At 36.5% G+C, this 25,708-nt stretch carries 15 protein-coding genes; all 15 read left to right on the forward strand.

Going from position 1 to position 25,708, the window contains the following annotated elements; translation table 11 throughout:
- The first annotated feature begins 3 nt into the window (after nt 1-3).
- The gene (locus EZJ43_RS09465; protein WP_133262467.1) at nt 4-1,539 is read left to right on the forward strand and encodes a RagB/SusD family nutrient uptake outer membrane protein; all 1,536 of its coding nucleotides are present in this window, start codon (nt 4-6) and stop codon (nt 1,537-1,539) included.
- A 20-nt stretch (nt 1,540-1,559) separates the two neighbouring features.
- The gene (locus tag EZJ43_RS09470) at nt 1,560-2,291 is read left to right on the forward strand and encodes a hypothetical protein (protein ID WP_133262468.1); all 732 of its coding nucleotides are present in this window, start codon (nt 1,560-1,562) and stop codon (nt 2,289-2,291) included.
- 34 nt (nt 2,292-2,325) lie between these two features.
- Nucleotides 2,326-3,996, forward strand: coding sequence for a DUF5008 domain-containing protein (locus tag EZJ43_RS09475; protein ID WP_133262469.1), 1,671 nt, complete (start codon nt 2,326-2,328; stop codon nt 3,994-3,996).
- Between the two features lie 23 nt (nt 3,997-4,019).
- Nucleotides 4,020-5,723, forward strand: coding sequence for a DUF4983 domain-containing protein (locus EZJ43_RS09480; protein ID WP_133262470.1), 1,704 nt, complete (start codon nt 4,020-4,022; stop codon nt 5,721-5,723).
- Nucleotides 5,724-5,745: 22 nt separating this feature from the next.
- Nucleotides 5,746-7,692 carry a M60 family metallopeptidase gene (locus EZJ43_RS09485; protein WP_165953126.1) on the forward strand — a complete coding sequence of 649 codons (1,947 nt, stop codon included), beginning with the start codon at nt 5,746-5,748 and terminating at the stop codon, nt 7,690-7,692.
- A gap of 12 nt (nt 7,693-7,704) precedes the next feature.
- A complete protein-coding gene (locus EZJ43_RS09490; RefSeq protein ID WP_133262472.1) occupies nt 7,705-9,423 on the forward strand; it encodes an alkaline phosphatase family protein in 1,719 nt (572 codons plus the stop codon).
- A gap of 395 nt (nt 9,424-9,818) precedes the next feature.
- Nucleotides 9,819-11,867 (forward strand): hypothetical protein, encoded by a 2,049-nt coding sequence (locus tag EZJ43_RS09495; protein ID WP_133262473.1) that lies wholly within the window; start codon nt 9,819-9,821, stop codon nt 11,865-11,867.
- A 270-nt stretch (nt 11,868-12,137) separates the two neighbouring features.
- Complete coding sequence (locus EZJ43_RS09500) at nt 12,138-13,400, forward strand: metallopeptidase domain-containing protein (RefSeq protein ID WP_133262474.1); 1,263 nt, start codon at nt 12,138-12,140, stop codon at nt 13,398-13,400.
- A 147-nt stretch (nt 13,401-13,547) separates the two neighbouring features.
- Entirely contained in the window at nt 13,548-14,828 is a 1,281-nt protein-coding gene (locus EZJ43_RS09505) for a M24 family metallopeptidase (RefSeq protein WP_133262475.1), read from the forward strand.
- A gap of 52 nt (nt 14,829-14,880) precedes the next feature.
- Nucleotides 14,881-17,301, forward strand: coding sequence for an alpha-amylase family protein (locus tag EZJ43_RS09510; RefSeq protein WP_133262476.1), 2,421 nt, complete (start codon nt 14,881-14,883; stop codon nt 17,299-17,301).
- 181 nt (nt 17,302-17,482) lie between these two features.
- The gene (locus EZJ43_RS09515) at nt 17,483-20,086 is read left to right on the forward strand and encodes a sugar-binding domain-containing protein (protein ID WP_133262477.1); all 2,604 of its coding nucleotides are present in this window, start codon (nt 17,483-17,485) and stop codon (nt 20,084-20,086) included.
- Nucleotides 20,087-20,164: 78 nt separating this feature from the next.
- Nucleotides 20,165-22,411, forward strand: a complete 2,247-nt coding sequence (locus EZJ43_RS09520; RefSeq protein WP_133262478.1) for an alpha-N-acetylglucosaminidase — start codon at nt 20,165-20,167, stop codon at nt 22,409-22,411.
- Nucleotides 22,412-22,510: 99 nt separating this feature from the next.
- Nucleotides 22,511-23,950 carry an alpha-L-fucosidase gene (locus EZJ43_RS09525; protein ID WP_133262479.1) on the forward strand — a complete coding sequence of 480 codons (1,440 nt, stop codon included), beginning with the start codon at nt 22,511-22,513 and terminating at the stop codon, nt 23,948-23,950.
- Nucleotides 23,951-24,059: 109 nt separating this feature from the next.
- Nucleotides 24,060-25,442, forward strand: a complete 1,383-nt coding sequence (locus tag EZJ43_RS09530; RefSeq protein ID WP_133262480.1) for a glycoside hydrolase family 28 protein — start codon at nt 24,060-24,062, stop codon at nt 25,440-25,442.
- An 82-nt stretch (nt 25,443-25,524) separates the two neighbouring features.
- Entirely contained in the window at nt 25,525-25,707 is a 183-nt protein-coding gene (locus tag EZJ43_RS17105) for a hypothetical protein (protein ID WP_165953127.1), read from the forward strand.
- Nucleotide 25,708: the final 1 nt, after the last annotated feature.

Below are 25,708 nucleotides of genomic sequence, written 5' to 3' on the forward strand. Positions count from 1 at the left end.
AACATGAAAAACATAAAATATCTTTTACTTGCGTTATTTATTTTTCTCGCTACCCCGGGTTGCAAAAAGTTTTTAAACGTAGAGCCGATTGATGCGCTTTCGGGAAATAATTTTTGGAAGTCTAAAACAGACGTGGAAAACTTCATGAACGGAATCTATTATAGATTAAGAGATAAAGTAGGTGGCACGCAAGATTTTTACAACTTCAACGAACGAAGCTTCTTCCCTATGTTGGAAATGAGAGGTAACTTTATAAACTCTAATGGTTTTGAAGGTAGCCAAACCGTTTCGAATTTGGTAAATAACAACATGAACGCTATTTACTATGGTAATGGAAGGTTTGATTATTTAGCACAGCAAGTGATGAGTTGGAAAGTATTTTACGACATCATCGCAGCGTCAAACATTTTGATTCTCGAATCAGATAAGGTGCCATCGAGTAGTTTGTCTGATACAGAAAAGAAACAATACAAGGCACAAGCAGTATTTATGCGCAACTTGAGTTACTTATATATTTGTAGGCTTTTTGGCGATGCTGTTTATTATACAGATGCCTACCACAGTAAACCATTACCTAGAATAGACCAAGTTGAGGTAATGGATAAATGTATTGCAGATATGGCAGCTTACAAAAATGATTTGCCGGTTGCTTATGCTGATGCGAGTTATAAGGGGTTTAGGCCTACCCAAGCAAGTGCTGATGCGTTAATGATGCACCTGAATATGTGGGCATCTGCTTTTACTAAAAATGATAAAAATGTTTACTATAGAAATGTGTTAACTTTAATGGCCGATCTTGATAAATATACGGCCTATAAAGTTTTACCAATTACGCCTGCGAATACAAAATTAATTTTTAAGGGCAACAGTGTAGAGAATTTATTTGGGGTATTGCAAAGTTCCAATACTGGAGAGTCATTTTCTCGCACGGCTGGGTATTCATTTTATTTTTCACATTACCCTTATGCTGGTAACGTAACACAAACTAATAGCTTTTTGTCTTATAGTTCTTATAATATTTCACTTTTATTTAAGCCAGGCCAAGCAGACAATAGAAAGGATATTTGGTTCGATAACTATGATAGCGGGAATGGTAGTTTTCAATTTAAAAAATTTGCAAACACTTTTTCTACTGGATCAGGTTCTAGCAGTTATGTTGGAAGTGATGATGCAGCGATAATATTTAGATTGCCTGATGCCATTTTATTGGCTGCGGAAGCAGCTGCAGAGCTTGATAATGATGACTTAGCTAGAAGTTTAGCAAATAGAATTACTGCGGCAGCGGGCGCATCGCCGATTAGTATTGGTGGAGAGTTTTTAAAGGATTTAATTTTTCAAGAGCGGACTAAAGAATTAATTGGTGAAGGACAGTTTTATTTTGATTTGGTGAGGACAAAGAAAATACTCAATTTCAAATATACCGCAAATGCAATGTCTGTTTCAGATTACAATGCAAAAGCATGGACATGGCCTTTATATCTCTCGCCAGAAGAGAAAGCGGCAAATCCATTTTTAGTTGGTAATAGTTTTTGGAATTAATAGTTATGAAAATGCATAATATGAAAAAGTTTTTATTTTTAATGCTGATAGCAGCAACAATGTTAGCTTTCGGCTGCAAAAAGTATTATTTTGATGGTGGTTTGCACCAAGCAAATTACAGTGGCAATATGCTACAATATTTGCAATCAAACCCCGCTATGTTCGACTCTACAGTTAGGGTGATAAATTTAGCTGGCATGAAAGATGTTATTGAAAAAGAGCAGGTTACTTTTTTTGCGCCACCAAGTGGATCAATATTTAAAACCATAAAGCGGTTAAATCAATATTTAAAATTTAAAGGAAAGGATACCGTTTCAAAATTAGAACAGATTAAGCCGGAAGTTTGGAGAAACACATTGGCCGAGTATGTATTTAAAGGGAAAAATCTGCTTAAAGACTATCCTCAAAGAGATACACTTTCTTTTGTGGCTTTTCCGGGGCAAAGTTATACTTCTTACGATGGACGCATCATGAATGTTGGCGTAATATTTAACGATGTGGTAGTTCAAAATGGTGAGGGCTCAGTTGTATCAAGAGTAGCTTACGCAGGCTATAGGCAATTATATCTTGCGTATATTCCCGATTTATCTAATCCAAAGGTTTCTTTGGTAAATATTCCGGTGGCAACTTCAGATATACAACCTACTAATGGTGTGCTACACGTTCTTAATAGAAACAGGCATAATTTCGGTTTTGATACCGACGAATTTATAGACCGTGCCATCTCGGCTGGAATTACGCCAGCACCTTAAATTTATTTTGATATTTTATAAATACAATAAAAATATGACAACAAAAATTAAAAATTATAGAAGCTACCTAACCATGTTTGCATTTTTAGTAGCGTTAGTTGTTGTTTCTTGTACTAAAGAAAAGCAGTTGGGCGTAAACCCGTACGACGGCAGACCGCCATTAGGTATTTCAATTTCGACCAAATCTATTGATCAAACAGAGGTAAGTTCGGGCGAATCTGTAGAAGTAGCTGTAGGTGGATTAAAAATGAAAGATTATAAAGACGCAGACATAAAAATCTACGTTAATGAAATTTTAGCACCTTTAGCCTCTAGAACTGATACAACGCTAACATTTAACGTACCCCTTGATGCCAGTACTGGTAGCATGTGGATTACCGTTAACAACCAAACTTTTTTTGGTCCAGTAATTAAAATTGCAGGTAAGGTTGAGGTTGATGATCAGTTTAAAATTGTCAATGGCCCATCTAATTTACTTGGAAGTAATACCGTTTTCGATATTGAAAAACTGCCTAGTGGTAAGTTTTGGTTGGGTGGTGCTTTTACTGATTTCGAGCAAAAAGGTACTCAAAAATTGCCGATCGGCGGTATAGTACAAGTAGATGCCAGTGGTAAGTACACTACCGAGGGTATAGATTTTGGGAAAGGTGTGGGCGGTGGAGCTGGTGTAGTGTTTACTATGGCGCGAATACCTACCGGAACGCAACAGGACAAAGTAATTATTGGTGGAAACTTCTATAGTTTTAATTCTACAAGAGTAAATAGACAAGTTTTAAATAGCTTAGCTAGATTAAACGAAGATGGTACGCTAGATAGTATTGTGGTACAGGTTGCTAACCCTAAGCCTGGTGAAACTTATAAAAATTTAGACACCGTACCTGCATTTAATGCAGGTGTTAATGGTTTCGTAACTAAAGTAATCCCTTTTGGAGATAAGGTGTATGTTATTGGCGATTTTACGAGTTTTACCAGAATATTTTATGATAACTCTACCTACGACCAAAAATATTACGATAACACGAAGATGAGACAATTGGTGAGGGTTAATGAAGACGGATCGTTAGATTCAACTTTTCATTACAATAAGTTAACACGTCAAAGTGCGATTGGTGCAAACGGTGGTATAAGCAGTGCAATTATGCAACGAGATGGTAAATTGATTCTCGTAGGTTCTTTTACAACTTTTAATGGCACTCCAGCTAACCGTATTGTACGCCTAAACTTAGATGGTAGTGTGGATAACAGCTTTAATGTTGGGTCTGGTGCTGATAATGACATATACACGATCCGCTACAACGAAAATACAGATCAAATAACATTGGCCGGTTTGTTTACCAAATTTAATGGTAAAAATTTAACAGGTTTAAATTTACTTAATGCTGATGGATCAAATAACACTAATTTTGTACCTTTAAAGACAGCGGGCGGAGTAACTAGTTTTGCTGGACAACTAAATAATGGAAAAATTATTGTTTCAGGTTCATTTAAGACGTATGGAACGTATCTGCGACAAGGATTTATGATTTTGAACAGTGATGGATCACTAGCTGTAGGTTACAACAATACTGGTGGTTTCCAGGGCAACATTACAGATATGGTAGAAACGCCGTTGTTTAATGGTACGCAAGTAACTTTTGTAGGGAACATTCAAAGGTTTAATACTATTCTTCCGCATAACGTACTTCGAATTATTATCAAAGATTAATTCAATTTCTAACCTAACAGATTATGAAAAAAAATATAAATAAAATTCTTACATCGCGCTTATTCCTAATTGTGTGCTTTTTTGGTACTATTTTAGGTGCATCGTCTTGTAACAAAGAATTCAATAACGTGTTGCCACAGTCATTTAAGAATGACACTGCTGGTTTGGGTGCAGGTAGTAAGGTCTTGTATATCATTTTAGACGGAGTTAAAGGGTCAGAACTACAAACCTTAGCGCCAACAAACATTACCTTATTAAATAGAAAAGCTACGTATTCTTTTGATGCGTTGTCAGATTCTAAAACAAACGTGATTACAGATGCATCGGCATGGACAACTATGATCACCGGTGTCGATTATACCAAGCATCATGTTACATCAGAAGATTTTGCTGGGTTAGATTTACAAGCTACGCCTACAATTTTTAAGAGAGTTAAGGACAACAAAGCTAACGCACGTACCGCATCCTTTGCATCAGTGGCTTTATTTAATGATAAGTTGGCCGGTGATGCAACCGTTAAACAGACTTTGGCAACCGATGTGGCAGTGAAAACAGCAGCAGTGAGCGAAATATCGGCAAACAATCCTACCCTTGTAGTGGCTCAATTTCATGGAGCAGAAACTGCAGGCATACAGGGCGGTTTTGTATCAACGAATACTAACTACGCACAATCTATTAAAACTTTAGATGGATATGTTGGCGAATTATTAGCTGCTATTAAGGCACGTAAGGCTTATGGAAGCGAAAATTGGTTAATCGTTATTTCTTCTAACAAAATAGGCGGCCCCTCTGGTGGCGATTTTAGTGCTAATCCATTTGAGGATCAATCAAGGAATATTTTTATGGCGTATTATAATTTAAAATTTGCGCCCACCAAGGTCGCCAAACCCGATCCAAATAGTTTTCCTTTTACAGGTACGGCACCTCGTATCTCGGGTGATAAGTCTGCAGTGCAAACCAATACAGCTATTGGCAACTTTGGTAATACTGGAGAGTTTACCTACATGTTTAAATGGAGAGATGATAACGGGAATGGTCAATATTATCCGTATTTTATGGGTAAACGACAAGATTTGGGTGCAGTGCACGGTGGCGACCCTGGGTGGACATTGTTAAAGGCTGGCAATGATTTTCAGAGTTATATATTTGGAAGTAGAATAGACAAGGGTGATAGTATGTCTGATGGAAAATGGCACACTTATGCATTTACGATTCGTAACATAAATGGAACTAGGACTTTTACTGTTTATTTTGATGGACAAAATATAGGTAGCAGAGGCTACACTAATACAGATAATAACTTCCCATTGAGACTGCAAGGCGAACCAAATAACGGTATTAACATGTTGTTTAGAGATATTGCCTTATTCAATGTTGGGATGAATGACGCTGATGTAGCTAAAACGATGAGGTCTCAGTTAGCTCCTGGAGATAATTTTTACGACAAACTAATTGGTTACTGGCCTGGCGATGAAACTGAGGGAACCATTATGTATGATAAAGTCGGTAATAATAACTTTACATATAGTGATGGCATGCAGTTTTCAAGTTTTGAAGAGATTTCTCCAAATATTTCTCCAAGACTTACTGAAGATACATTTAGGTCTGTACCTAATGCTGTGGATGCGCCTTTGTTAGTTTATAATTGGTTAGGTATTGCCGTTTCTTCGCAGTGGAATTTGTCTGGAAAATTGTTTATTCCAAAGTTAAATTTACCTACAAATTAATTTTAAAATTATGAAACATAATATGAAACATAATCTTCTTACAAAATTAATCGTATTATCCTGTATAAGCGTTTTCTTTTCTTGTAAAAAATATGGTTACGATGTTCCGGATGGTTATGCAGATGCATCAGGCAATGTAGCTAACGGACAGATAGACACCAATATGAAGTTTATTGATAAATCTTTATATGGTAAAGCTAGGGTTTTTCCTGGTTTGGTTGATGTAAGTGAACCACGTGTTAAAGATGCCAAATTTACATTAGATTTAAATTTTACGGATCAAACAGCACAAAATTTAAGAATTGCTGTAGCCCCTCAGCCTCAGTTTAGTACTGGCTATTACGCAGCACCCGGCGAGTTGATAAAAATCGTTGTACCTGCTGGTATTGAAGGTTTAACGATGCAAATTGGCGGTCATACTGATGATTTATCCGCTTCTACTTCATTGTTAAGAGATCCAATAATTTACATGCGTCAAATTTTGTATTCGGGCGTAAATTACGTAAGAAATCTTTACGGAGGTACCATATACATCAATGCAACGCGAGCATATCCAACGCCTGTTCAGTTTACCATCTCAAATGCGGTTGTTTCGCCCGATTTTATTTTGGGTGTTTCTAATGATGCAAATTGGGTGGCACAAGTTAAAGCATCCAAAGTACCATGGTTGGAACTTAGGAGCAAGCGCGTAATATTTTTAGTGCCAAGAGATAAGATCGTTGCAAGTTTTAGTTCTGCGGAGCCTTACACCAATCCAACAGCCACTATGACTAAATGGAATGAAGTGTTTGATCTTGATTACAATGGGTGGATGGGCTTATCTGATAATGCACCAGACATACGAGATAGAAGTCCACAAGGGGCTTGGAGAGGTGCATTAGACATTCAAATAAGTGAAGGCTATGGACACAGTGGTTTTCCATTTATGGCTTATGATGATGATTATTGGTTTGGCACGTTTGCCAGTTTTAAGAATGTTACCACAAGCCAAAATATGTGGGGTGCCTACCATGAATTTGGTCATAACATGCAGCAAGCAAACGTTTGGAGTTGGAGCACACTTACCGAAACGACCAATAACCTTTTTGAATTTAAAATTGCTAAAAGAATTGGTGCAGATTTCAGTTCATTGCACCCAGCACCACCGGTAGAGTTTCCAAAAGCATTGGCTTATGCAGCTGATAATCGTTTAGGCAAAAATTTCGATTCTGATGCAGGTATGAATGATTACTTTAGAAGGCTGGTTCCGTTTTTACAAATTTTTGAGAAATATGGTTACGGTGCAATGACTTATTTATATACAGAAGCACGTCATGCGCCTAGGTTGAATTTCAATGATATTTCAAAACATAATTTTACATACGAGAAATTGTCTGATTATGCTAGAACAGATTTAGCACCGTTTTTTAGAGCTTGGGGTATTACAATAAGCGATGCAGTAGCGGCAAAGGTTGCTGGCAAATATCCAGCACTTACTACAAATTTGTGGGCTTATAATCCACTTACAGGGCAGGGAGGAAACGATACGTTTCAAGAACCTTTTACCACTTCTATAGTCTCTGTAAGTTCTGATGACCAGGGTGATGGTTGGGGTCCCGAGTTTTTGGTTGACGGAGATTTTTCAGATGGTGTTAATTATTGGTCTTCCTTTAGCAATAATTATCCTATTTCAATAGTAATACAAGAAGATAATGCAAGTCCTAAATATGTAAAGGGTGTTAGGTTTGCTAATCGGAATCCCTATGGTCTTGATAGGCATCCGGGTAAAATTGATATTTATACAAGTTTAGATAATATAACCTATACTCAGTCTGGCACATTCAATATGGACAACTCTATAGGCGCACAAGATTATATTTTCGCCGGAGGCCCTATATTAACAAAGTATGTAAAGTGTATCATCCGGAATGGAACACCGGGCGGTCAAGACTTTGTGTCTTTATCAGAATGTAATCTTATTCAGCCGTAATACTCTAATACTATGAAAAATCAAAAGTTATATACATTATTTATTTTTGCCTGCGCTGGTCTGTTGATGACAGCTTATACAGGCTGCAAAAAGTACGACAATCCACCGCCTGTATTTGAAGATTTAAAAGATTTATCTACAATTCAGCGAAAAATTCTAATTATCAGTATCGATGGGCTTACTGGGTCGGAGCTAAAAAATGTTGCGCCAACAAATATTGTGGCCTTACAAAAAACTGGTAAATATTCTTATGATGTACTTAATTCTGCAGTGGCTACAGATGCATCTGGATGGGCTTCATTATTAAAGGGCGTAACTTACGGCAAACATCAAATAAGTAAGAATTCTTTTGATAGAGACTTAACTGCCACAACGGGCGATTTCGAAGATGCATTAAATACTTACAGAAATATATTCGATTTCGTTTCAGAATTCAAATCTGTAAAAACAGCTGTAATAACACCCTGGTTACCACTTAGAGGATATTTAACCAATACAGATTTTTCGCCGATAGTAAATACAGATTTAGCCGTGAAAGATTCTACTGTTAACATTATTGCCAACCAAACTCAAATTGGTGCACTAATTGTTAACTTTAAAGATGTGGAAGCGGCAGGCGCAAACGGAGGCTTTGTTGCAAGTAATGCAAATTACAAGAATGCAATTATTAAAGCTGATGAGTATGTGGGTAATATTACCAAAGCATTGGTCGCTAGAAAGAATTATGCCAAAGAAGATTGGTTGGTAATTGTCACTACAAATCATGGTGGCAGTAGTGATGCGCCCGAAAAGGGATTTGTAGTCCTTTCTAATCCTTCAATAAAGCAACAAGAAGTGAAAAAGACAGGCTATAACGCGCCCTATTTTGGTAGTTTTTATGCCCAAGCAACACCAGGAAACAAAAGTACTGACTTATTTGATGTTGGCCTTACCAATAGCATTACGGTGCAAATGGATACTAAATTTGGAAATCAAGACTACTATCCTACTTTCTTAGGTAAAAGTACAGGTTTAAGCGGTGGTGACATTACTGGCTGGACCTGGAATCACTACGGAGACGAATGGTATGTTACTATAGGAGGTACAGCAAATGGGGGTTATGGTAAATATCAATTAGCTGCAACGGTTGCCCCAGGTACAGCTTGGCATACCTTAACTATGGTAATTAATACGACAGTTAATGGGCAAAACGTGCCTACTGCAAGAACGTTAAGGCTTTATATGGATGGAAATCCTGTAAGTGATGTGCGAGATGTATTAGATAGAAAAAGTCTCTCTACCCCAGCAATGTTTAAATTGGGTAATATTGTGAGAGGTAATCCTTCTGCCCTTGCCACTTTCTATGCGGCTAATTTAGAATACTTTAACATTGCATTAGATGATGCCACGATTAAGGCTAATTATAAGCTTAAGGATTTAACTAAACACCCTAATTACGCAAATTTAGTTGGTTATTGGCCAATGAATGAAGGTGCGTTATCTGTATTGAATAACAGTATAGCCGGTGGCACGAGCTTAAATTTAGCCAACGATTACGCTTGGACTAATTTTTCTGATGCATTTCCAGCAGGATCTTTAGTTGATGCGACAGCGACAGGAGTTTCTATTATCCCTACGACTTCTGATGTGGCTGCAAATGCATTGTATTGGATGAAAATTAAGATTTTGCCTGCTTATGATTTTGAAGGTAATCCATTCCTAAATAAGTTCGAAATTGAGTTTTTAAAGTAATTAGATACCGGCCTTGTAGGTTGCAAGGTAAATTTTAATAAACTTGGCAAAATTATTTTTGCCAAGTTTTTTTGTTTTAAAAGTAGAAGTTAGTATCAACGTAGTTAAATAAATGCCTATACTTAAAACTGTATCAAGTTGTTTTTAACCTGAGTTCGATAATTAAACTTTACTAAGAGCCTTCCTGAATGAGATTGCTTCGTTATTCTTCCTTGCAAAGACGGTCTCGTGGTCTCGTCTTTGCGAGGAACGAAGCAATCTTAAAGCGAAATACATGACTTAATTAGTGCTATTGCCTTTAAACGTTGAATAATTATCGAACTCAGGTTGCACAACCTGTTTTTTTCAAAAAAAAGCATACAAACACTAATAAATGATTTTAAAAAACAAATTAGATGATTTCAATATTTTACAAACTTTACAAATTTACAGGTAAGTACAAGAGTTTCCTTGCGTTAACTGTTCTTTGCACAACTGTTCTTAATGTTTCGGGACAAAAGCGTAGTAACAATACATTAGTTACTTACAACATTAAACAAGATATTATAGTTAGCGAACCAGTTAGCCCCTTGTTGTATGGTAATTTATTAGAATTAGGTTTTGGTAGAAGTGAGAATATTTGGGCTGAATTGCTTTACAATAGAGATTTTGAATTCGATAAGCCTTATTCTAACGAAGGTTGGTTAACTTATGATCGCAAAACCCCTCAATTGGAAGATTGGTGGCATTCAGGCTACGAAGAATCTAAGTGGCATTTTGTAAAAGCCAATACAGATAATTCTTCAACCGGCGAAAGGTTAACCACAGGTTATTGGCCAACTGCACATGGGAAATTCTTCGTTACTTTAGATAACAAATCTGGTAACACACCAGTATATTACGCTCAGGACAGTTTGTATTTAAAGAAAGGTGTAGGTTACCATTTTTCTGGTTTGTTCAGTAACGGAACTTTCTTTTCTGGAGATCAATATGGCAGAAAAGTAGAAGTAATCGTTGGTTTATATCCAAATGGTGATTTTACAAAACCAATAGTCGAAAAAACTTTCAGTATCAATAGCAATCAATTTAATAAGTTCGAAACCGACCTTCCGCCTACACAATATGAAGGTAGAGCTACTTTTGCGATAAAATTAGTTGGCAAAACAAATTTATCTTTCGATTTACTTTCGTTAATGCCTTCAAATAATGTTAAAGGTTGGAATGGCGATGTGGTTAAGTTGATGAATAATAGTGTGCCAGCTGGTATTATTAGGTTTCCTGGTGGTTGCTTCGCATCACTGTACAACTGGCGCGATGGTATCGGTAAAACAGAAGATAGGCCGGTGAGTTACGATACCTGGTGGGGAAATATTTTTACAAACGATATTGGCACAGTTGAATTTGTAGATCTATGTAAAGAAACAAAAGCTGAACCATTATTATGCGTTCCGGTAATGTTTGATACACCCGAAAACGCTAGAGATTGGGTAGATTTTTGTAACAACCCGAACAATGAATTGAGAAATAGAATTGGCAGGCCAGAACCTTTAAATGTAAAATATTGGGAATTGGATAATGAAACATACAGAAGGCTTGATGCGATAAGCTACGCTAAAAAATGTGTAGAATTTGCTAAGGCAATGAAAAAGGTTGATCCTACCATTAAACTGATAATGGGTAATTATTTTGTGTTTCACGATAAGTTTGAAGAGATGCTTGAGATTGCCTCGCCATACATAGATATTATTTCGAATAGGGGCGGTAGTGTAGAAGAATTAACCGGAGACTTAAAAGTTCTTGCCGCTTTTAATGCAAAGCACAAAACAGATATTAAATTATGTCATACAGAATTTAGAGCACCTTTAGAAATTGAAGGACCCGCAGCAGATGGTTTAAACAAGCCGGTAAATGAAAGTAAAGAAAGTTTGTTTACTCAAAGTGTACGTTGGAAACACGGATTGAGCATATTGGATCAGTACATAAAATATCAAAAATTTGGTGGTGCATTTGCTTTCGCAAATTTGGTAAATTACACCGATGGATGGGGAGAAAACGAAATAAATATTGCTAAAGAAGGACCTTTTTTATCAGCGGTAGGTAAATCAGTAGCGTTTTTAAATAAATTAGCGATCTCTTATCCTTTAAAAATTGAGAATGAAAGTGCAGTTAAAGATGTTGCAGTTCAGGCAGCTTGGAATGATAAGAAAGACCAGCTAACTATTGTTGTTTTAAATTTTTCTACTCAAAAGAAAAGCTTAAGTTTTAATATTGAGGATTTGAAAAATCAATTTAAAAACGATCAAAAAGTAATTACGCTATCAGCAAAAAGCTTAATGTCTTTTAATTCGCCAACTGACAAAGAAGCTGTTAACTCTATCAATTCGACGATGAACATAAAGAATAAGAAATTTGTATTGAATGTCAATGCAAATTCTGCAACAGCGGTAGAATTTATAAGTAAATAGGGTTTAAATTTAGAAACTTTAATTTTTTATAAACCTATCCATAACCAATAGATTTTATTAAGTTTTTAATGCCTAGTCCTTCGGGCAGAATGGGCATTATTTTTAAGCAATCTTTTCATAAAACTGCTAAACTAGGGATTTAAAGAAATCGCTTCAACTTTTCAAACCATTTGAATAACACAGTTTTGGTTAACATAGCGCAATGAATTGTTAATTTAACGATATTATTTGCTTTGATAAAAAGGTAAGTTTGGAATTAATTTATTTTATATGAAAAAGTTTTTGCCTCCATCACTAAAAACCGCGCTGTATTTAACTGCATTTGTTTGCCTTATTTCAGTAAATTCGTTTTCAAAAGTGCAACCTAAAAAGCAACACGAAACTTCAAATAATGCTAGCGAAATTATTAAAGTAAAACCTAAAAAACTGAAGGGATTAATTATTTTAATTGATTTTTCTGATGCGCCTGCCAACATTACCCGAGATAGAGCGGATAGCGTGGTTAACGGACTAAATTATACAGAACCCACAGTAACATCATCAGTAAGAAAGTATTGGCTAACACAGAGCAGAGGGAACATCGATATAAAACATGATGTTGTTGGATATTTTAGAGCACCACACACTGCAGCGTGGTATAAAGCGCAAAATTGGACTTCATTTCTTACGCTAAGTAAGCAAGCACTAGCATGGTTTAAAAAAACTAACCCTAATTACGATTGGAATTCTTTGTCTATTTCTAATGATAAAGGAGAAGAAGGAACTTTTCTATCGATGAATTTTTTTACCACAGATTGGATTGCTGGCTCAGGCGGAACACATCGCATAGACGATTGGACCGCACCAAATGGGAAGAAATTGGGTCAAATTACAGCACAAAATTTCATTTCACCTTGGGATAAAAATATAAACCTGTTTTGGATTTGCCATGAAATGGGTCACAGCGTGTGGGGTGTGCCAGATACTTACGACCATGACGGAAGTTCATCGGGTACGGGTGCATACTCGGTAATGAGCGGAAATAGGAGTAACGGACAGGTAGAGGCTTTTGGGGCGCCGTTTTTAGTTGAACAAAAATGGGTAAAAGTTGTCGATATTAAAGCGAATGAAAATTACGTGATAACTGAAGATGGAAATACCGTGTTTCGATGTAAAAATCCATCAAATCCAAAAGAATATTATCTAATCGAAGCTCGAAAAAAATCTACTTTGGGCAATGAGATGATCCCTGCAGAACGAGGGCTATTAATTTGGCATGTTGATGATAATGTTAAAACCACCAATGATAAGGGAGATATGACGCCTGCTTTGCATTATGCCCATGCTATTGTGCAAGCAGATGGTAAATTTGATTTGGAACATGGTAGAAATAAAGCTGATGCCGGAGATTATTTTGTAGAGGGCAATACGCTAAACAGTAGCACAACACCGAATGCTAACTGGTGGGATGGAAAGCCCTCAATCTTAAATATAAGTAGCATTAAGTTTTTACCAAATAATCAAATTTCTTTCTTTAACGGACCTAATCGTTAGGGTTATAAATAGCATCCTATAACTTTTGTAAAGTGTAGCTCATGTTATTTCGAAAGCATTAATATCGGAGCGAAAATTAGCAATAAATTACTGCATTAAAAATAAAGTTGTTACAATCACTAAATCAAAAATGGTTTAACTTAGTTTATGATTTTAAAACGAAAAGATTTTCTTAGGGCGAGCGCAATTGTGCTTTCTGCAAGTATTATTCCAGGGATTAATCAATCTTTTGCTAATGAAAATTTTTCTCGCACGGAAGAATCGAATCAACCACCTTTACTTTCTGGTGATGCCAACCCGATTACAAAAGAAGAGCGAGAAGGTCGTATTGCCAAAGCTCAAGCTTTGCTGGTAAAAAACAAAATGGGTGCGCTAATATTAGATAGTGGCACTTCATTAACCTATTTTACAGGTTTAAAATGGTGGCCTAGCGAAAGAACAATGGTTGCCATAATTCCGGCAAGGGGAGGGGTAAAATATGTTTGTCCGGCTTTTGAAGAAGGTAGATTTAGAGAAGGTTTAACCATTGGAAATGAAGTTTATATTTGGCAGGAAGATGAAAGTCCATACCAACTAATTGCGAAGGTTTTAAAAAACGCTGGTATTGTAAGTGAAGCTATCGGGATAGAAGAAGGCACGCGATTTTTCGTTTACGACGGTATTCAAAAAGCAGCGCCAAATTTAAAGTGTGTAAGTGGCGATCCGATTTCGGTAGAATGCCGAATGATAAAATCGGATGCAGAAATAGCTTTGATGCAAAAAGCAAACGATATTACCTTAGCGGCGATAAAATTCGGCGTGAGCCAATTAAAAGAAGGCATGTCACAAGGTGAATTGTCTTCAATTATTAATAAAGCACAGCAAGATTTAGGTGGCGAACCAGATTTTGCACTGTGTCTATTTGGAAAAGATGCTGCGTTTCCACACGGTACAAAAACACCGGCAAAATTAAAAAGAGGAGAAATTGTACTGATGGATGTTGGTTGCAGAGTGCACGGCTATAGCTCAGACATTACTAGAACTATTGTTTTTGATGCCGAACCCACCGCTCGCCAACTTTTTGTATGGAATTTGGAAAAAGAAGCGCAGACTGCTGGTTTTAACGCTGCCAAAAACGGAATGCCATTAGGGGATATTGATAAGGCAGCACGTAAAGTAATTACCGATGCAAAATTTGGTCCCGATTATAAACTACCTGGCCTGCCACACAGAACCGGCCATGGAATTGGAATGGATGGCCATGAATGGGGCAATGCATTAAAAGGAAATGAAAGATTATTGCAACCCGGCATGTGCTTCAGCATAGAACCCATGATTGCCATACCCGGCGAATTTGGAATACGTTTAGAAGATTGTGTACACATGACTGCTGATGGCCCAAAATGGTTTTCAAAAACAAGTAAATCATTAACAGATCCTTTTGGATAAAGAAAATTAAACTTATAAAATCGACACACTAATAACCTAAATAAATTCTAAAATGAAAAAAAAAATAGTCAATTACACCGTCTTAATGCTCTTTTTAGCGCTATCGCTTAATACTTTTGCGCAAAAAGTATTGGTTAAAAAGAGCGATGAGCGCGTATCTATTTCAAATGCACTATTTAGCTTAGATTTCAATTTAAAAAGTGGCGAATACAAAGGCATTGATAAAAAAAATAATAAGACTGTATTTGCTAACGCCCGTTTTGATCTCGATGCTGGTGGTTTTGGTTGGGAAAGAGCAAAATATAATTACAGTTTTACCGAGTCGGCCATTGCAGATACCTTAGGAAAAGGTGTTCAATTATCAATTAAGCACGTACCAATGCAAGGTTATGCTTTACCTAGAACCCTAGAAATTCGAATATATGAGGATTTACCCTTTGCCGTATTGGGTTTTAGCGTAACCAATCCAAATAACTATACTGTTCGAATTAAGGATGCAAAACTTCTTGATAAAGGAATATTGTTTCCAAAACAAAAAATTGAAAAACCACAAACACTTCGTGGTGGTGCAGGCGCCGAGCCAAATTTTGTAGAGCAAACAATGGATATGACAGCCTACAATTCGGCTATGCTTACCGCTAAAGTAGATAATAACAGATTTACAATTGTTGCAGGTGGATTGAAATATAAAGAATTTTTAAGAGAGGTTAGGCTTTCTGCCAAAGACCAAAGCCTAACCATTTCTGTTGAGGATCCTCAAGGAAAAAATATTCCTGCTAAACAAACTTACCAATCTTCAGATGATGTTTTCTTAGATTTTGTTACGGTTGATCCATTTAAATCGCTTGAGACTTACGGCTTAGCGATGCGAAAAGCCAATAGAGCAAAACCAAATATGTACAATTTTCCTACACTTTGTGGTTGGTTGGTATCGCAAAGTGAGTACGGCGATGGTAAACCTAGAAACAATTCGCCAGCATTGGTAGAAGAATTGAAATTGGCTAAAAAGAATGGTTTTATGAACTATACACCTGTTGCCGTTCGTTTAGAACCTGATGGTTATTGTTATTCTAATTTTGGAGATACACAACAAGGCTGGTGGGATAATAAGCATTGGGCGGATAGCAATATAGTTGTGCCAGCTTTAATGAAGCCTTACGAAACTTTTGGAAAGTTTGATAACGCTGTTCGTGCATTGGGTGGCATTCCTTTTACGTATTTTCAAGGTTCGTTACCAAGTAACGATTTTGCATTGGCTCATCCCGATTGGATGTTGAACAATGATATTTCTATGTTGCACGCGGAACATTATCACCACATGCCTTTTGTAAAATACGATTTTACTGATCCGGGTTTTAAGGCTTACACTTTAAATATGTGGAAAGGACTTGGTGCTCAAGGTTTACGAGGAATAAAATTCGATTATCCAGAATCTGCTTGGGCTAAAGATGGTGGTTTTGAAGATAAAAGTTATACCACTACTTCGGCTTACCGCCAGTTATTTCAATTGTGTAGAGAAGGACTTGGACACGATGCTTTTATACACGAGCGTGCACTTGGCGAATACGGCACACCGCGATTAGATATCACTGCCGGTATAGTAGATTTACAGCGTGTATGGGATGATACAAGTGATTTTGAGCCAGAAATGGCTTCGAGAATTGGTTTGCGTTGGTATAAAAATAGAGCAGTTTTTAGTTATTATCCAGATGGAAAATCGTTGTTAAATCCAAAAACTAAACAGCCATTACCCACAAATGAAAGAAGAACAATGCTTACTCAAATCGGCTTAATATCTGGCAGATTAGAACTCGCAACGGCTTTTGAAAACATCACAAAAGAGATGAAGCACGATATAACCAGGTTATACCCAGTATTGCAAGAAGCAAAATCTTTTCGTCCGGTGGATATGTTGATGGGCAAAAAAAATCCAGAGGTTTATGTTTACGATATCAGCCCATCTTGGTCGCAAATTATACTGTGCAACAATACAAAAGAAGCTAAAAATGTCTCTGCTCCTTTGTCTGGTTTAGAATACGAGGTAGGTTCATTGGGTTTAAATCCTGATAAGAAATACTACGTTTACGATTTCTGGAACAATAATTTAGTAGGTGTTTTTAGTGGAAAAGATCAATTGAACATTCCATTAGAAAAAGAGCAAGCATTGGTTTATTCTGTTCACGAAGTTGAAAATCATCCTCAATTTATATCTACCAACAGACACATTATGCAAGGTATGATGGATTTGGAAAACGTAAAGTGGAACAGTCAAAACAATCAATATTCTGGAACATCGAAAGTTGTGGGTGGCGAAACCATGGAAATTGTGATTGCACTAAATGGAAAAAAAGCATTAAAAGTTAAGGTTGATCAAGGTAAGGCTTCAATAGAAAAGACAAGTAATGGTCTTCTTGTGCTTAAAATAAGCACTAAGAATAATGCTTCCGTAAATTGGACAGTTTCATTTAATTAAATGAGAATTCCCCTTGTGTAGGGTTGTGAATCATTTTCATAATGCCCTATGGAGCAAATGTAGAAGAATTGAATTTCGCATTAAGATGCACCCAGACATGCTGGGCGCATCTTAATGCTTTAATTACAGCGCATTAATTAAGTTAAAATAAATCATTAATAGGATAAATAAAGAAATTACGATGGCAACAAATTCTAGAAGAAAATTTTTGCGTAATGCTGGTATTGGGATTGCCGGTTTAACTATTTTACCTAAAATAAATAGTGCATCTTCAATTATTGATGAAGAGAAAGCGACAGCACTTAGCGAGAATAAACAGGTAGATCAAGCAGTTGAGGATTTTTTAGCTGGAAAAACCAATAACCCGTATTTAAAACGATACGAGGATTTAACGCTTAATTCAGCAATTTTTGAACAAGGTAGCTATGTTTTGCAGAATGATCACATTGCTAGAAATATAGAATGGAACAAAGGTAAAGTTACTACAACTTCACTTACCAATAAATTTACGGGCGAAACTTATCCATTAGAGGGAAACGAATTTACAATTAATGTGGAGGGCATTTCATCTCCATTAACGGCCAACGATTTTTTAGTTAAAAATGCAAAAGTCGATACCATAGGAGATAAAACTCAAGTGGTTTTAAATTTAAATTCATCAAAAATTCCAGATTTAAATCTAAAATTGATTTACGAACTCAAAAAAGGAGATTTTTTTGGTCGGAAATGGTTGGTTTTAGAGCCGAATCCACACATAGAATTCGGTATTACTGCAATCGAGGTAGAATCTTTAAATTTTAAATCTAAAGTAAATTGTACCCATCAAGGCAACGGACAACCAGTTTATTTAGACAATTTGTTTTTGGCAATGGAGTGGCCAACAGCCGATAATACTTTTAAGGATGGAAAATATACCACTACACATTGGCCAGCATGGAATATCGCTAAAGAAACGAATTCTAAAATTGCAGTGTGGGGCGCAACGCCTCAAGGCGAGGTTTCTAACTGGTTTTTAGAGAAATATGTCCCAACCATTCGAGCGACTGCTCCAAAACCAATTTTAGTTAACAATACATGGTTTGATAGCACTGGTGCGAATCTTAAAGATTATGAATCTACACTTAAAGGCTATCGAAAAGATTTATTTGCGAAGCATAATATAGAGTTACAAAGTTTTGTAATTGATGATGGGTGGCAAAATTTGGAAAGTATTTATCAGCCAAAATCTAAAGAAGGCTTTGAAGCACTACAGAAAGGAATTGTAGATATTTTGCCCGGTTGCGAAATGGGTTTATGGTTGCCAATAAGTTGTGCTGGTCCAGCCGGAGATCGGGTTTGGGGCCTTAAAAATGGGTATGAAGTAACTATTTTGCCGAAGCATTATGGCGATAGGGAATATTATACCTATTGTTTATTAGGTAAAAATTACACCAAAACTTTTAAAGAACGCGTAGATTATATCATTAAAGATTTAAAAGTAAACTACTTAAAACACGATTTTAATCCAAATAAATGTGCTACGCCTGGTCATGACCATCGGATTACCGAAGGTGCTGATTTAGAAAGCCAAACAGAAGGAAGGTTTTTTTGGATGGGTTATATGAGGGAAATCGAACCGACAATTTATTTGAACTATACTTCGGGTATGAATTTAAGTCCATGGTGGTTAATGGGTGCCGATTGTATTTGGTTTGGCGGATCTGATTTTGAAGGTATAGGAACAGGAACAGGAAGAGATCGGGTTATTAATTACCGAGATAGACAAATGTATCTAGAGTTTGTAACCAACAATAACCAATTCCCTACAAACGCCATTATGACGCACGGTATTATCAAAAGTAATGCTTGCATGAACTGGAAAACCCCAATTGCAGATTGGGAGCGCGACGTATTAATGTATTTTGGTAGAGGGATTATGATGTGGGAATTGTACCTCACGCCAGAATTGCTAACCGAAAAAGAATGGTCGTTCTTGGCAAAGATTATTAAATGGGCGAAGAAAAATAATAAAGTGCTATCGCACAATACTAGATTTTTATTAGGCGACCCAACTAAAGGCGAGCCTTATGGCTATGCACATGCTGAAGGCAATAAATGTATTTTGTTTTTAAGAAATCCTGGTGAAACCAACGATAAACATTTGCTGGTACAAGATGATTTTAAAGTAATACATACCGATGTAAAGGCAGACATTCCAGCTAATTTTATGGATGTTAATTTCGACGACAAAAATTGGGAAAGCGTTACGCTACCTCGAACAAATTGGAGAGGCATTTATGAAACAAAATATGTTGCTTATAGGCATGGGTTCAAAGTGCCAAGCGAATGGAAGGGAAAAGATGTTAGGTTTATGTTCGAAGGCATTCAAGGAGATACTGTTATTTATTTGAACGGTAAACAAATAGCTACGCATGATGATTGGCAAGAGCCATTTGAAGTTAAATTGGCTAATTTGATCAATTACGATAAAGAAAACCACTTGGCTATTTTTGTTGAGAAGAATGTTATAGAAGGCGATAGCGGATTTTTTAAGCAAATGCGAGAAGAATATCGTGTAGGAATATTTATGGAAATTTATTTAGGTATTCGTGATGAAAGTCCTAAACCAATTTCATTTATGCTTTCTGAAAAAACTTGTGGCTTTGATAAAAAATATTCAAAAGCAAAAGTAGATTGGTCGTACCCTGAAAATAAGAAAAATCCGGGTTCGTTGAAAATTGGCAAACCTTTGGAACTTATGTTAGCGCCAGGCGAATTGAGGGTATTGGAATTAACACTTTCTTAATCTTTCATTTAGATATTAAATTTTTTAGCAGAAACTTTAGAAATCTTCAATAACGAAATTAACTTAACGAATAATTTAATGAAAAAATTTGCTGTTTTGTATTTGCTCCTATTCGTATTCCATGTTAGCTTCGCTAATAGTAAAATAGAACCATTACCTAGCAAGAATGATATAGCGCTTCAAAATGCCTACGCTTTAGCAAAAAGGGTATTGGGAGCGCGTTCAAGTAATTTTGTATTTCAACTAGATAAAAAAACGGAGGGAAAAGATTTTTTTGAGGTTTCAGCAAAAGGCGAAAAAATACTTGTTAAAGGTAACAATGGCGTATCGCTCGCATCTGGACTGAACTGGTATTTGAAAAAATATTGCAATTCCCAATTTTCAATTATTGATGAGCACATTGCGTTGCCTAATAAATTACCGTTGCCATCTTCTCCCGAAAGAGTAGAAACTGATTTTAACCACCGGTATTTTTTTAATGTTTGCACGTTTAGTTATACCATGGCTTGGTGGAATTGGGAGCAATGGGAACGCCAAATAGATTGGATGGCGATGAATGGCGTCAATTTTCCACTTGCCATAACTGGTCAAGAAGCCGTGTGGACAGAGGTTTATAAAGAATTAGGTTTAAGCCAAAAGCAAATAGATGATTTTTTAGTGGGACCTGCTTATTTACCATGGTCGTGGATGGGCAATATTGATGGTTTGGGAGGCCCTTTACCACAATCGTGGATAAGTAAACACAAAACGCTTCAACAGCAAATTCTTAAAAGAGAGCGTGCATTTGGTATGAAACCAATTTTGCAAGCTTTTACAGGTCACGTTCCAGAGGCGCTTAAAGAAGTTTTTCCACAAGCAAAACTCCGCAAAACGGGTAACTGGTCTGCAGGTTTTGGTGGAACTAATTTTTTAGATCCGTCAGATGAATTATTTCAGCGCATTGGAAAGTTGTTCATAAAAAAGCAGACTGAAATGTACGGAACGGATCATTATTATTCGGCAGATTGCTTTAACGAAGTTAATCCCGATAGCAACGACCCAACTTTTTTAACGAATGTAAGTAAATCGGTCTATCATTCTATGGCAAGTGAAGATCCAAAAGCTGTTTGGGTAATGCAGGCATGGTTTCTTTATTATAGTATTGATAATTTTTGGAAAGAACCGCAAGTAAAAGCGCTCTTTAATGGCGTGCCAAATGATAAAATGATTGTGCTTGATCTTTATGGCGAAGTACATCCCGTTTGGAAAACTCAATCTGCTTTTTTTGGCAAAAGTTGGGTGTGGAATGTATTGCAAAATTTTGGTGGCAGAACCAGTATGAGCGGTAAATTGAACGATATCACAGCTAACCTAAAAGATGTGATTAACAGCCCCGATAAAGGAAATTTCTCGGGTATAGGTATGTCGATGGAGTATTTCGGAAATAACCCAGTGGTGCAGGAATTAACAATGGGTATGGTTTGGGATAAGCAAATTCCTGATGTAAAACTATGGCTTGGCGATTATGTTAAAAATAGATATGGCAATAAGAATAAGTACGCTGTACAAGCTTGGGAGGGTATGCTTCAAACCGTTTATAATGCTAACGCGCAAAATGGTACTTTTTTATGTGAAAGACCTGGGTTTTATGATTCGAAATTCGAATATCGCACCAATCCGAAACCAGATTATGACCCAAAAGTTTTAGGCCACGCTTTAGATAATTTGTTGAAATGTGCTGATGAGTTTAAGACTTTAGATACCTATCAGTTTGATGTGGTAAACCTAACTAGGCAATATATAAGTCCGTTAGCTTATTACTGGATTTTAGAACTTCAAGATGCTTACGAAAAGAAAGATCTTGATCGATTTTTAAAGGTAAAGGCGCAATATGTTGATTTAATAAAAGATTTTGATTTACTACTTGCTACCAAGAGAGAATATCTTTTAGGAAATTGGATAGAAGATGCGAAAAGATGGGGGGATACGAAAGCTGAAAAAGACCTATACGAATGGAATGCCCGAAACATAATAACCCTTTGGGGCGAGAAGTTTACTGAAGGAGAGTATGATGATTTAAACACGTACGCTTACAAACAATGGGCGGGAATGTTTACCGATTACCATTTGGTGAGGTGGAATAAGTTTTTTGACGAAGTAGAATATTCTTTGCGCAATAACGAAAAGTGGGATCGAGCTGATTTTCTTAAATGGTCTAAAGATTTTGAAACGAAGTGGTCTCACAAACACGATACTTTTCCGACTACGCCGAAAGGCAATCCGGTAGAGGTATCGATGCAAATGTTCAACAAATACGCCACTTTTATAAACAATACCACAAAATAATTAATATAGCAGTTACGGTTCTTTATCAAATGCATTGAATCAGTTAACAACTTAAAAATAGACACACAAATAATCAAATACACACTAAATTAAAATCACATGAAATCGTTTAATCTTTTACTCTTATTTCTTTGCTTCTTCGGCATGGTTTGCGTTGCGCAAAATAAATCTACAGCGTTATACCAACCCAATTGGAAATCGCTCTCCAAGCATCAAACACCGGAATGGTTTAGAGATGCAAAATTTGGAATTTATACCCATTGGGGCCCAAATACTGTTGCCGATGAAAATGCACCTAACGATGAGGCGCAATGGTTCGGTATGAGAATGTATGTAAAGTCGAACCCGGTTTTTGGGTATTCTAAAGAAACTTTTGGCGATCAACATCAATTTGGATACAAAGATTTTATTCCCATGTTTAAAGGAGAAAAATTTGATGCAAAAGCATGGGCACAATTGTTTGAAGATGCTGGTGCAAAGTTTGCTGGGCCAGTTGCAATACATCATGATAATTTTGCCATGTGGGATTCTAAACTAACTAAATGGAACAGCATGCAAATGGGGCCACATAAAGATATTGTGGGCGAGTTAGAAAAAGAAATTAAAGCAAGACACATGTATTTTATGACTTCCTTTCACCACGCTTATGCTTGGCAATATTATGATGCGGCATTTGAATATGATGCTGCGGATACGGCTTATGCTGGCCTTTATACCATGCCACATAAACCAAAAACTCCAGAAAGTGAACCTTTTAAAAAATTATGGCTCGATAAAATTAAGGAGGTTGTAACTAAATACAAACCATCGTTAATTTGGTTTGATATGGACTTTAACGATAATCTACTTGATATCGACAGACAGAAAATGTTTGCTTTTTATTACAATTGGGCGAATAAAAACAATATTAAAGGTGTAGTTACTCAAAAAGGAGACGATGTTCACAAATATACAGGTGTATTAGATTTTGAGCGAGGGAAAGAAGATAAAATAACGAGTTATCCTTGGCTTACAGATGATTCTATGAAAGGGGATTCCTGGTTTTATCAAAAATCTGATACCTCATGGAAATCGCCAAATGAACTAATTAACTTCCTAAGCGACATTGTTTCAAAAAATGGCAATCTGCTTTTAAATGTTGATCCGATGTCCGATGGTTCCTTTAATCCGCGTACAGTTTCTACATTAAAAAGCGTTGGAAAATGGTTAAAAGCAAATGGCGAATCAATATACAACACAAGGCCATGGGTAACTTATGGCGAAGGGACCGAAAATGGGATAGGAAGCGTGCGTTACACCAGAAGCAAAGACAATAAAACCATTTATGCTATTGTTTTAAATGGTTCTAATAATGATAGACATATTGTTGATCTAAAATCAATTACAAAAGAAAAATACAAAATTAAATCTATCGAAGTTATAAATTCAAATACTCAGGCGAATTGGAAATGGGCCAACGGACATCCGCAGCTAAAAATGCCTGAGCAAAATTTACAGCCTGAAATTAAAGCAGTTGCTTTTAAAATTAAGTTGAATTAATTTTTTAAGTTAATCTGTAGCGTTTTACATCTGATGTGTTCTGTGTAATCGCTACAGATTTTAAGAAATTCACTAGTTTATTTCTTAAATTGTTAACAACAATAACCCGATGAAGAAACAGATTTTTAGCATTATACTTTTACTTAGTGTATTTGCGGTACAAGCCACAGTAAAAACCAAATCTATTTATCGGTCAACAAACGATAGGATAAAGAATACATTTTTCGATATTCGAGATTATGGTGCAAAAGGTGATGGTAAGACATTAAACACGAAGGCGTTTCAAAATGCTATAGATGCATGCAACAAAGCTGGCGGCGGTACAGTGCTGGTAACAGGAGGGAAGTTTTTAACAGGCACCATATTTTTTAGAAGTAATGTTTGCCTGCAAATTAATGCCGGTGCAGTGTTATTGGGCAGTGCAAACATTAAAGATTATCCCAACAATACCGACCGGCACATGTATCGTGGCGAAGCTGAAATGGATAGGTGTTTGATAGTTGCATCTGATGTGAAAAATATTTCAATTACCGGAACAGGGAAAATAGACGGCCAAGGAAAGTTGTTTCCAAATGCGGGTGATCCGCAAGAAAACCGACCAAAAATATTACGGTTTTTAAACAGCACAAACATAAGGTTGAGAGATATTACGATAGAAAGTCCGGCATCGTGGACTACCGAATGGCGCTATTGCAATGATATTGTGGTGGATGGAATTACTATTTTTAGTCAGGCCAATTGGAATGGTGATGGGTTAGATTTTGATGGTTGTACAGACGTGCGTGTAAGCAACAGCTCTTTTGATACAAGCGATGATTCCATCTGCCTTCAAACATCAATGATAGATAAACCAAGCAAAAATGTTGTAATTACAAACTGTGTTTTCTCGAGTAAATGGGCAGGCATAAGAATTGGCTTACTCTCTCGTGGTAATTTTGAAAATATCGTAGTTACCAATTGCATTTTTAACAACCACAGCGATTCAGGATTGAAAATTCAAATGTGTGAAGGTGGCGAAATGAAGAACATGATATTTAGTAACCTGGTTATGAAAAATGTACCGAGGCCGGTATTTATGACCTTTACTAAGCAAAACGCATGGGTTGATGCAAACAATGAAGATAGGCCGATGAAAACGATGACCAATATTCAATTTAACAACATTATTGTAGAAACTGATGCGCGTGGTAAAGATTGCGCATTCGTATTTACAGGTTTGCCGGGGCACCCGATTGAGAATATAACACTCAACAATATTCAAGCAGTTTTTCCGGGCGGCGGAACAATTGCCGATTCAAAAAACATATTAAAAGAATTTACCTCAGCACAATTAGATGGCAGATGGCCAGAATATTTTGAGTTTAAAAACACAGTTCCTGCTTTTGGATTATACATGCGCCACGTAAAAGGCGTGCGTTTGATCAATACAGAATTTACCACAATTGCAAAAGATGAACGGCCTGCGGTAGTTCTGATTGATGTAGTTAAATAAAAACGTTGGCTTTTTTTTACACTTACCACATTATTGCCATTGGTAACCGTTTACTAAGAAAAATAACTTATTGTCAGGCTAAATGAATGAATATTTAAAGAAAACAATTTATATTTTTATGATCGAAATAGAACTTTATAATTTAACTAATAATCATTGTTGTATAACATACAACGCTATCCCCGATATAGGCGATGAGCAATCGAGGCAAAAAAATCATATCATTGTACCTTTAACCAACAGCGAAATTATCGCCAACTTTTAAA

Source organism: Pedobacter changchengzhani, assembly GCF_004354365.1.
GTDB classification, from domain to species: domain Bacteria; phylum Bacteroidota; class Bacteroidia; order Sphingobacteriales; family Sphingobacteriaceae; genus Pedobacter; species Pedobacter changchengzhani.

Excerpts from the sequence above, each read along its gene's own strand:
- EZJ43_RS09505 (WP_133262475.1), top strand. The coding sequence starts at position 13,548 with ATGATTTTAAAACGAAAAGATTTTCTTAGGGCGAGCGCAATTGTGCTT.
- EZJ43_RS09490 (WP_133262472.1), top strand. The coding sequence starts at position 7,705 with ATGAAAAATCAAAAGTTATATACATTATTTATTTTTGCCTGCGCTGGT.
- EZJ43_RS09465 (WP_133262467.1), top strand. The coding sequence starts at position 4 with ATGAAAAACATAAAATATCTTTTACTTGCGTTATTTATTTTTCTCGCT.
- EZJ43_RS09515 (WP_133262477.1), top strand. The coding sequence starts at position 17,483 with ATGGCAACAAATTCTAGAAGAAAATTTTTGCGTAATGCTGGTATTGGG.
- EZJ43_RS09530 (WP_133262480.1), top strand. The coding sequence starts at position 24,060 with ATGAAGAAACAGATTTTTAGCATTATACTTTTACTTAGTGTATTTGCG.
- EZJ43_RS09500 (WP_133262474.1), top strand. The coding sequence starts at position 12,138 with ATGAAAAAGTTTTTGCCTCCATCACTAAAAACCGCGCTGTATTTAACT.
- EZJ43_RS09485 (WP_165953126.1), top strand. The coding sequence starts at position 5,746 with ATGAAACATAATCTTCTTACAAAATTAATCGTATTATCCTGTATAAGC.
- EZJ43_RS09475 (WP_133262469.1), top strand. The coding sequence starts at position 2,326 with ATGACAACAAAAATTAAAAATTATAGAAGCTACCTAACCATGTTTGCA.
- EZJ43_RS09470 (WP_133262468.1), top strand. The coding sequence starts at position 1,560 with ATGAAAAAGTTTTTATTTTTAATGCTGATAGCAGCAACAATGTTAGCT.
- EZJ43_RS09495 (WP_133262473.1), top strand. The coding sequence starts at position 9,819 with ATGATTTCAATATTTTACAAACTTTACAAATTTACAGGTAAGTACAAG.
- EZJ43_RS09480 (WP_133262470.1), top strand. The coding sequence starts at position 4,020 with ATGAAAAAAAATATAAATAAAATTCTTACATCGCGCTTATTCCTAATT.
- EZJ43_RS09510 (WP_133262476.1), top strand. The coding sequence starts at position 14,881 with ATGAAAAAAAAAATAGTCAATTACACCGTCTTAATGCTCTTTTTAGCG.
- EZJ43_RS09520 (WP_133262478.1), top strand. The coding sequence starts at position 20,165 with ATGAAAAAATTTGCTGTTTTGTATTTGCTCCTATTCGTATTCCATGTT.
- EZJ43_RS17105 (WP_165953127.1), top strand. The coding sequence starts at position 25,525 with ATGAATGAATATTTAAAGAAAACAATTTATATTTTTATGATCGAAATA.
- EZJ43_RS09525 (WP_133262479.1), top strand. The coding sequence starts at position 22,511 with ATGAAATCGTTTAATCTTTTACTCTTATTTCTTTGCTTCTTCGGCATG.